Here is a 5270-nt window from a genome sequence, read left to right on the forward strand (position 1 = left end):
ATGTGTTCGAACAATCGTTGATGTCCAATCTAACAGGTCTACGCAGTGGAGCAGGCACCAAAGATAATCAGAACTAATTTAGATTTCAAACCAAAATGCAATTCCAGCTGTAGCAAAAGCGATACCGCCGAATACAGTCATAGCCGTAAAAAATGATGTGTCTTGGAGAAGTGCCGATACTGTCTGAATCGCCCCTGCAACAACTAAGAAGGCGGCAATAGCCTTGTGGTGTGTCTTTTTCATCAGCTTCATCTTAATATGTCCAGATAATATCTCTTTCTCTCAAGAGACGACTTAGCCCGGATTGTTAGCCAACAGGCGAGAGCTCGTGTGATAGTGCTGGTCAATCTGGAATCTGCGGGGATGCAGGTGTAGTTGACCACTGGGTAGCCATGTTCCCAGGCCTAAAGACAGGTGTTACTGTATCAATTAGAACACTCAAAGTCCCATGGTCGAATTAGGCCTGACTGTGCTTCTAGTAAAAAGTTTTATTTTAGTGCTATATCAAATTGCATCTGATACTGTTACCCGTTCACAATCATGAGTGCAATCGAAATGACTGATCTGACAAAGCAGTATGGAGACGTAACAGCCGTATCTGACCTGAATCTGAATATCGAACATGGAGAGGTATTCGGCTTTTTAGGGCCGAATGGTGCTGGGAAATCGACAACGATCAACATGTTACTCGATTTCATCAGGCCGACGTCCGGTTCAGCAACAGTTCTGGGCTACGATGCTCAGACAGAAACAGACCAAATCAGCCAACGCGTCGGTGTCCTCCCGGAAGGATATGATATATATGAGCGACTCACCGGGCGGAAACATCTCGAGTTCGCAATCCAGACCAAAGATGCTGACGATGATCCTGATGAACTGTTGGCACGAGTTGGTCTTGAACAAGCAGATGCTGATCGTCCTGCTGGCGGGTACTCGAAAGGAATGCGCCAACGACTGGCAACTGGGATGGCACTGGTCGGCGATCCTGAACTGCTCATTATGGACGAACCATCGACCGGGCTTGACCCAACGGGTATCCGCGAGATGCAAGAACTGGTGCAAGCAGAATCAGAACGTGGAACTACCGTCTTCTTTTCAAGCCACATTCTCGAGCATGTCGAAGCGGTCTGTGATCGGATCGGAATTCTCAACCAAGGAGAGCTCGTTGCCCTTGATACTCTCGAAGGGCTTCGAGAGTCACTTGGTGATGGGGCGACCGTAACGATTGCGTTCTCCGATCCACCTTCGGCAGCTGCTGAGACAGTCGACGCAATAACTGGCGTGACCGATGTGACGGCTACTGGCCGCCGGCTTGAGGCTTCAGTAACGGATCCAAGCTCGAAGGCGACCGTGATTACTGAACTCGATGCTCTCGGTGCGACGATTACAGACATTAGAATTGAGGAGACATCGCTAGAGTCGCTGTTTGCGACGTTGGTCGCTGAGGATGAGACGTCTGATGCAGGGATTGAAACCCAGCCTCAACACACCAAAGTTTCCTCGGAGGTCTCCCAATGAGTAGCCACATCGGCACGGTAGCTCGTAAAGATTTTGCCGATGCTGGGCGCTCAAGGTTGCTTTGGGCGATTATTGGGCTTTTGGTTGCGCTGACTACCATCGGATATGTCGCTGTCTGGGCAGTGACTGATGATGCATCTGCAAGTGAGATGCTTGGCTTCGTCGCGTTGCCGTTGAGTGTGCTTCTCCCAGTTGCAGCGCTTATTGTAGGATACATGGCCGTTGTTGGCGAACGACAATCAGGTAGTCTCAAACTACTCCTGGGATTGCCACCAAATCGAACTGATGTGGTTTTCGGTAAACTGCTAGGTCGAATTGGTGTTATTTCAGCTGCTGTTGTGCTCTCTTTTCTCGTCGCGTTGGTACTGAGCATCGTCTTATTCGGCTCACTACCGATCGGAGACTGGCTCGCATTCGGAGCAATTAGCCTCTTGTTTGGTTTGGTATTCGTGGCGCTAGCCGTTGGTGTCTCGGCAGGTGTGTCCTCTCGTGGCCGATCGATGGCAATCGTTATTGGAATCTATATGTTATTCATCGGTCTCTGGGAGCTCGTTACTGCTGGGCCCTACTACTTGATCCATGATGAGACACCGCCAGTCGAGGCTGAGACTTGGTATCTGTTTGTACAACAGTTCAATCCGCTTCAGGCTTATGCGACGATTTCGACTGAAATTGTTGAAGGCAATGTCTTCCCGTTCATGTTTCAGTATGGCCTCGAACCGTTCGAAGCTCAGGGGATGGCCCCTGCAGAGCGAGTTTCAGGTGAGGCGCCCTTCTACTTACAAGAGTGGTTTGGTGGGGTTGCCATGCTGATGTGGGCTCTTGTCCCTGTCCTCATCGGCTACTATCGTTTCCAGCGGACTGATTTGTAACCGATTCGCCCTTGGGACCAGAACTCTCAATCACCACAATGTCGATGACCTCCGCCGTCTCGTCGATTGTTACTTCAAGGCGGTCATCTTCGATCTCAACATCTATTCGCAGCCGGGAGGGGTTCTCGTTGAGAACGGTAACTGCCTCATCATCAACGAAGCCCAATTCCCAGATGTGCTTCGCTCGGATGTCTATACCGTGATTCCAATAAAATGAAATCACGGCCGGATGCTCGAGTATAGCCGCTCCGACGTGTGAGCCTCCAATCGGTCCACACGTCGGACAGGTGGCAGAATACGTATAATCCCAGATATTGGAGCTAGCAATCTCAATCGATTTCGTCGTCTCCGTTTGACAATACGGACAGATGCCGACGAGCATCTGTTGATTGGTGTGTCGCCAGAGAGTCGTCATAACATCCAATAGGTCCTCACCAACCCGGTCGCTTGCACCAGTTGGTCGAACAGCATGCGCAAACAGCACGGTGTCGTCTGCAGAGACTTCGAAAACGCCATCCTCGTATCGGGCAACTAACGTGGAGTGACATACAGACGAGTCGAGTTCAATGGGGTCACGTGGTTCGTGATCTGCCCAAGCATCGACGTCGATAACCTTCGCAATCTCAAAGCCAGCAAAAGTCAGCTGATAGCCTTCATCATCCCCATCAACAAATTGGTCCTTGAGTTGTCTCAGATGATAATTGAAATTACCCTTATCTTCTATACCGACATGTTCTCGAAGCTCAGAGTACGGCAGAGATTTCTCATCGTGACCAAACTGGAGTCTGTGTTCGTAGAGAACACGAAGAATCTCGAGGCGAGTTTCATTCCCAAGCGCCTTGAACGGATTGTCCGCCCGCGACCGTTCGTTCGATGAAGCCTCATACATGATCTATCTCACTCTGGTTAGTGCTGTATTGGGCATACGTACGCGCTGTTAGAGAAATTATTTGCTCCAAGGATATAGGTTGGCACCTCGAAAAGATCCCTCTGTTCAATGAATACCACACTATCACGTCGTGGATTTCTCGCTGGAGCCGGTGGCGCAGCCATGGCGACTACTGCAGGGTGTCTGCCAGCCACAGCCAGTTCTGAGGGGACGGTAATCGAGGACCCCAGTGACCTCGAGTCATTTGTCGACGACGCAATCGAAACTGCCCTCGACGAACACAACATCGTCGGAGCAAGTGTCGCAGTAGTCCAAGGGGGTGGTCCTACACTGGCAAAAGGGTACGGGGAAATTGGTGATGAAGCATCGGCGACAGCCGACGATGCAGCGTTCCAGATCGGCTCTGTTTCGAAGCCTGTCGTCGCAACCGCACTGATGAGACTTATTGAATCGGGATCAATCGATCCCAATGCTGATATTGGCCACTATCTCGAGTCTGTCTCGAATCCAGGAAGCGACAGCCACAATATTACCGTTGCAGATCTTGTAACCCACACGGCAGGGTTCGAGGAGCGGTTTCAGGGCACCTGGGTCGACGATACAGACGATCTACGATCACTTGAGGACGTTCTCGAGAAGGAACGGCCTGAACAGGTCCGCGAACCCGGAACAATAACGTCCTACTCGAACTACGGTACCGCACTCGCTGGTCAAGTGATCGCCGATGTCTACGGGACTTCCTTCGAACATGCTGTCGCTGACCTTGTCTTTGAACCGCTTGAGATGGACCAGAGTACGTTCAAACAACCCGCCTCAGATCTCGATGCAACAGTCTCGACAGGGTACTCGGCCGCCGTTGGTGAGCCAGAGCCTCAACCAGAGTTGCTGCTTGAACTCGCACCAGCAGGTGCAATGACTACCACCGCGGCAGATATGGCACAATTTCTCCGCGCCCACCTCGGGGATACAGATGAGCAAGGCCCGTTACTTGCATCAGACATAATCGAACGGATGCATGAAACATGGTTCACTCATCACGAAGCACTGGACGGAACTGCCTTTGGGTTCCTTGAGGAGACACGCGGCGATGAACGATTGCTTTGGCACAATGGTGCTATCCCCGGTTCGTTCTACAGCTATCTCCTGATCGCACCGGAACAAAATATCGGCTTGTTCGTATCTTACAACACCGACACTGGGAGTGTAGCTGCGAACGAATTCGTTGATTCTTTCGTTGAAAAGTATATTTCATCTGTAACCAGTGACACACTCGAGCCGAGTGGCCAACCAGAGCGTGCAGATGAGCTTGCAGGAGCATACCGTGGTGTCCGAGTTGACCAGACATCGTACGCAAAGTTCTCATCAACACTACAGGCTGGTTCGATAGATGTGCAGGTAGAGAACGATGGAACGCTCATAACCGAGCGTGGAGGAGGAAAGACACACTGGGTCGAAATAGAACCTCTTGTCTTTCAAGAAGCGACCGGCGAACGGATGCTCGCCTTCGGCGAGGCTGACGACGAGATCGAATTTCTCTATATCGGATTCTCAGCCTTTGAACAGATCTCGTGGTACGACTCAGGCGTTCTGCAGGCTGGACTGGCGGTAGTAACCACACTCGGATTACTTTCGGGTATTATTGGTTGGCCAATAGCTCGTACGTGGCGGTGTTATCAAGGAGAGCGAGACTTTAAGCCACCGTGGTCAAGACCACCACGATCAGCTCGGTGGGTCGCTGGAGGGAGCGCTATCTGTCTATTGGGGTTTGTTTTTGGCCTCGGACTATTGTTAATTGCATATCCCTATACGTTACTAAGCAACCCACCACTCACGTTCAGGGTTTTGCTCCTACTTCCAGTTCTTGCTGTGGCCGGAACGCTTGCGTCAGGCGGGTACGTCCTGCTCGCCTGGCGTGATCAATACTGGAACCAACTCTCGAGAATCCATTATACCCTTGTCGTAGCCTCAGCAGTTGGCTTCTGTTGGTTGCT

5 protein-coding genes are annotated in these 5270 nt (G+C 51.2%); 3 read left to right on the forward strand and 2 right to left on the reverse strand.

Annotated features, from left to right (window positions below; translation table 11 throughout):
• Positions 1 to 78: 78 nt before the first annotated feature.
• On the reverse strand, positions 79 to 243 hold the full coding sequence (locus QA609_RS24495; protein ID WP_278305236.1) for a hypothetical protein: 165 nt from the start codon (positions 241 to 243) through the stop codon (positions 79 to 81).
• Between the two features lie 297 nt (positions 244 to 540).
• Here QA609_RS24495 and QA609_RS24500 point away from each other — a divergent pair, with 297 nt between their 5' ends.
• Positions 541 to 1518: an ABC transporter ATP-binding protein gene (locus tag QA609_RS24500; RefSeq protein WP_278305237.1), complete on the forward strand. Its 978-nt coding sequence runs from the start codon at positions 541 to 543 to the stop codon at positions 1516 to 1518.
• Complete coding sequence (locus QA609_RS24505; RefSeq protein ID WP_278305238.1) at positions 1515 to 2390, forward strand: ABC transporter permease subunit; 876 nt, start codon at positions 1515 to 1517, stop codon at positions 2388 to 2390. The genes QA609_RS24500 and QA609_RS24505 overlap by 4 nt, the downstream gene beginning before the upstream one ends.
• On the opposite strand, the gene QA609_RS24510 is transcribed toward QA609_RS24505, so the two are convergent.
• Complete coding sequence (locus QA609_RS24510; RefSeq protein WP_278305239.1) at positions 2353 to 3279, reverse strand: winged helix-turn-helix domain-containing protein; 927 nt, start codon at positions 3277 to 3279, stop codon at positions 2353 to 2355. The genes QA609_RS24505 and QA609_RS24510 overlap by 38 nt on opposite strands.
• Before the next feature lie 162 nt (positions 3280 to 3441).
• Here QA609_RS24510 and QA609_RS24515 point away from each other — a divergent pair.
• On the forward strand, positions 3442 to 5270 hold a 1829-nt coding region (locus QA609_RS24515), incomplete at its 3' end, for a serine hydrolase domain-containing protein (protein ID WP_278305240.1).

Origin of the sequence: Natronococcus sp. A-GB7 (assembly GCF_029688865.1) — an archaeon.
Classification (GTDB): domain Archaea; phylum Halobacteriota; class Halobacteria; order Halobacteriales; family Natrialbaceae; genus Natronococcus.